This window comes from Rhodococcus sp. ENV425 (genome assembly GCF_002887785.1).
GTDB classification, from domain to species: domain Bacteria; phylum Actinomycetota; class Actinomycetes; order Mycobacteriales; family Mycobacteriaceae; genus Rhodococcus; species Rhodococcus aetherivorans.
In genome coordinates, this window is sequence record NZ_PCZU01000082.1 from 1 (window position 1) to 3,661 (window position 3,661).

A 3,661-nucleotide genomic window follows, 5' to 3' on the forward strand; every position below is an offset into this window, starting at 1 on the left:
GTTGAGCAGGTCGTCGAACCGGGCGGACGCCCAGCCGAACTGCTCGTGCCGCGGCGTGCGGTGGCCGACGCGGGCGTCGAGGGTGTTCGCGGCCCGGTAGCCGAGCAGGCCCGCCGGCCCCGCCACCGCACCCCACAGCAGTGGGGCGACGACGGCGTCGGAGGTGTTCTCCGCGAGGGACTCGAGGGTGGCGCGGGCGACGCCGGCGGCGTCGAGGCGCGACGGGTCGCGCCCGACGAGGTGGGTGACCTGACGGCGCGCGGCGGGCAGATCCGCGCGGCGCAGCTGGCAGTCGATCGTCGTCGCCTCCCGCGCCAGCGACCGGCCGCCGAGCACGGTCCACGTCGCGGCCGCGGTCACCGCCGTGCGCACCAGCGGACGACGCCGGGTGAGCCGGTCCACCCCGTAGCCGAGGCCGGCCGCGCCGCCGACCAGCACCGCGGTGAACAGCGTCCCGGCCGCCCGGTGGTCCGCGTACAGCGCGCGCTCGGTGGTCCGGGCGATCCGGCCGAAGCCGCTCACCGGGTGGCCGCGACGGGGATCGCCGAACGCCTGATCGGCGAGGTAGCCGAGGACGAGGCCGGCGGCGCGCGGGTTCACGTCAGGTCCCGCCATGCCCCGAGCAACGCCTCGGTGGTCTGCTCATCGCGCACCGCGATGCGCACCCAGTCGGCGCCGAGGCCGGGGAAGCTGTCCCCACGACGTACCGCGAAGCCCTTGCCCCGCAGTCGCTCCCGCGTCCCCACGGGGACGTGCGCCAGCACGAACGGTGCCGCCGACGGGCCGGTCACCTCGATGCCGAGCGCGGTCAGGCCGTCGACGAGGACGGCGCGGTCGGCCGCGACCTGCACGGCGATGCGCTCCGCCTCGACCGTGGCCGCCGGCGACGCGCACGCGATCATCGCCGCCGCCGCCGGTGTGGACACCGACCACGGTGGCTGGTGCGCGGCGAGCTCGGCGACGATCGACTCGTCGCCGAGCACGTACCCGGCACGGATACCGGGTATCGCCCACGTCTTGGTGAGCGAGCGGACCACCACGACACCCGGAATCGACATGCCGGCAAGCGATTCCGGTTCCCCCGGTACCGCATCCATGAACGCCTCGTCCACCACCAGCACCCGGCCGGGCCGCGCCAGGGCCCGCAGCGCGGCACCCGGGTGCAGCACGCCGGTCGGGTTCGTGGGGTTGCCGACGATCACGAGGTCGGCGTCGTCGGGCACCAGCGCCGGGTCGAGGACGAAGCCGTCCTCGCGGCGCAGCAGCACCCGGGTCACCTCGTGCCCGGCGGCGCGCAGCGCCGCCTCCGGCTCGGTGAACTGCGGGTGCACCACCGCCGGTCGCGCCCAGCGACGGGCACGGGCGACGAGGGTGAACGCCTCCGCGCCGCCGGCGGTGGGCAGCACCTCGAGCGGGTCGCGTCCGTGCCGGGCGGCCAGGGCGGCCCGCGCCGCGCGCGGGTCCGGATACCGATCCAGCTCGGCCAGCGACCCGGCCAGCGCGGCGTCGAGCCACTCCGGGCGCGGCTGGCGCGAGACGTTGACGGCCAGATCCACCAGTCCCGGCGTGGCCTCCCGGTCGCCGTGGTGCTGCAGGTCCGGTGCGGCGGCCCGGGTCGTGCGCGGCGGCGGGGGGACCGGCGTCGCGGCCCGCACCGCGTCGGCGAACCGCTGCGCCAGCGCCGGATGCCCGGCCCAGTGGGTGTGCAGGTAGGAGGCGTGCACGGTGGCGGACGCGAAGCCGTCGGGCCGCCCGCCCAGCAGCCACGCCGGCTCGTCGGTGGAATCGACCGTGGTTCGGTGGAATTCGTGTCCGGTCACCCGCGTGCCCGCCGGCGCGAGAAGGGTCTCGCGCGGCGCGACGGCCGTGCGGTAGCCGAGGGTCAGGCGCGGCGTCATCCGGGCGGCCGCGTCGATCGCGCCGATCATCGGCGCCCCGTCCACCTCGCGGCACAGGTACAACAGTCCGGCGCACTCGGCGACGGTGGGTGTGCCGGCCGTGATCGCGGCCCGGAGATGTTCGCGCAGAGCGGTGTTCGCGGCCAGATCGGCCGCGTGCACCTCGGGGAAGCCGCCGCCGAGATAGATCCCGGCCGTGCCGTCGGGCAGTCGTTCGTCGCGCAGCGGATCGAACACCACGGTGCGGCACCCGGCGGCGCGCAGCATCTCCTCGGTCTCGGCGTAACGGAACGTGAAGGCGCGGCCACCGGCGATCGCGACGACCGGGCCGTCGTCGGCCGGCGCCCCCGGATCCCACGGGCTCGCAGGAAGATCCGGTGCGGCGCATGCGATCCGCATCACCTCGGCGAGATCCACCCGCGCGGCGATCTGTGCGGCCAGGCGATCGAGCTGGGCGGCGGCCTCGGCCCGCTCCTGCGCCGGCACCAGCCCCAGATGTCGCGACGGCGCCGAGATCCCGTCGTCGCGCTGCAGGACGCCGAGCACCGGGACGCCCGTCGCGGCCAGGGCCTCGACCACCTCGTCGGAATGCCGCACCGAGCCGGCCTTGTTCAGGATCACCCCGGCGATGCGGACGCTGCGGTCGAACGTGGCCATCCCGTGCACCACGGCCGCGACGGAGCGGGAGGCGTGGGAGACGTCCACGACGAGGATCACCGGGGCACCGAGGACGGCGGCCGTGTGGGCGGTGGAGGCGAACCCGTCGGTGCCGAGCATCCCGTCGTACAGGCCCATCACGCCCTCGACGATCGCGATGTCGGCACCGCGGGCGCCGTGCGCGAGCAGCGGTGCGAGCAGGACGGTGCCGACGAGATGGGCGTCCAGGTTGCGGCCGGGCCGGCCCGTCGCGAGGGCGTGGTAGCCCGGGTCGATGTAGTCCGGGCCGACCTTGTGTCCCGACACGGTGTGCCCGGCCGCCCGCAGGGCCGCCATGAGGCCCGTCGCGACCGTGGTCTTCCCGTGTCCGGAAGCCGGCGCGGCCACCACCAGCCGGGGCAGCGGTGTCATGCGGTCACCACGCCGTCACCCGCGAGTGTCACCACTCGATGCCCCTCTGGCCCTTCTGGCCCGCATCCATCGGGTGCTTGATCTTCGTCATCTCGGTGACGAGATCCGCGGCCTCGATCAGCGCCGGATGCGCCCGGCGGCCGGTGATCACGACGTGCTGGTGGCCGGGGCGCGTCCGCAGGGTCTGCACCACCTCGTCGGCGTCGATCCATCCCCAGCCGATGGGGTAGGTGAACTCGTCGAGCACGTACAGCCCGTGCTGCTCGGCGGCGAGCCGGCGCTGGATCTCCCGCCACCCGGCGAGCGCCGCGGCGGCATGGTCCTCCTCGGTGCCGTCCTTGCGCGACCACGACCACCCGGAGCCCATCTTGTGCCACTCGATCGGGCCCCCGGTGCCGCGTTCGGTGTGCAGGTCGCCGAGGGTCTCGAAGGCGGTCTGCTCGCCGAGGCGCCACTTGGCGGACTTGACGAATTGGAACACCGCGACGGACCAGCCCTGGTTCCAGCCGCGCAGCGCGAGACCGAACGCGGCGGTCGACTTGCCCTTGCCGTCGCCGGTGTGGACCATCAGCAGCGGCCGGTTGCGGCGCTGGCGGGTGGTGAGGCCGTCGTCCGGCACGGCGGTCGGTTGTCCCTTCGGCATCAGGCGGCCCTTCCTCGCACGACGGTGGTGAGCGCGTCGGCGTGGACCTCAC

The 3,661-nt window shown here is 75.1% G+C and carries 3 protein-coding genes; all 3 read right to left on the bottom strand.

The features are described 5' to 3' along the window. A partial coding sequence (locus CQZ88_RS06025; RefSeq protein WP_180986954.1) for a cobalamin biosynthesis protein occupies positions 1-615 on the bottom strand: 615 nt, incomplete at its 3' end. Next, complete coding sequence (locus tag CQZ88_RS06030) at positions 597-2,966, bottom strand: cobyrinate a,c-diamide synthase (RefSeq protein WP_102799392.1); 2,370 nt, start codon at positions 2,964-2,966, stop codon at positions 597-599. The genes CQZ88_RS06025 and CQZ88_RS06030, both read right to left, overlap by 19 nt. 28 nt (positions 2,967-2,994) lie before the next feature. Further along, entirely contained in the window at positions 2,995-3,609 is a 615-nt protein-coding gene (gene cobO, locus CQZ88_RS06035) for a cob(I)yrinic acid a,c-diamide adenosyltransferase (protein WP_006945402.1), read from the bottom strand. Between the last annotated feature and the right edge of the window lie 52 nt (positions 3,610-3,661).

Excerpts from the sequence above, each read along its gene's own strand:
- CQZ88_RS06030 (WP_102799392.1), bottom strand. The coding sequence starts at position 2,966 with ATGACACCGCTGCCCCGGCTGGTGGTGGCCGCGCCGGCTTCCGGACAC.
- cobO (WP_006945402.1), bottom strand. The coding sequence starts at position 3,609 with ATGCCGAAGGGACAACCGACCGCCGTGCCGGACGACGGCCTCACCACC.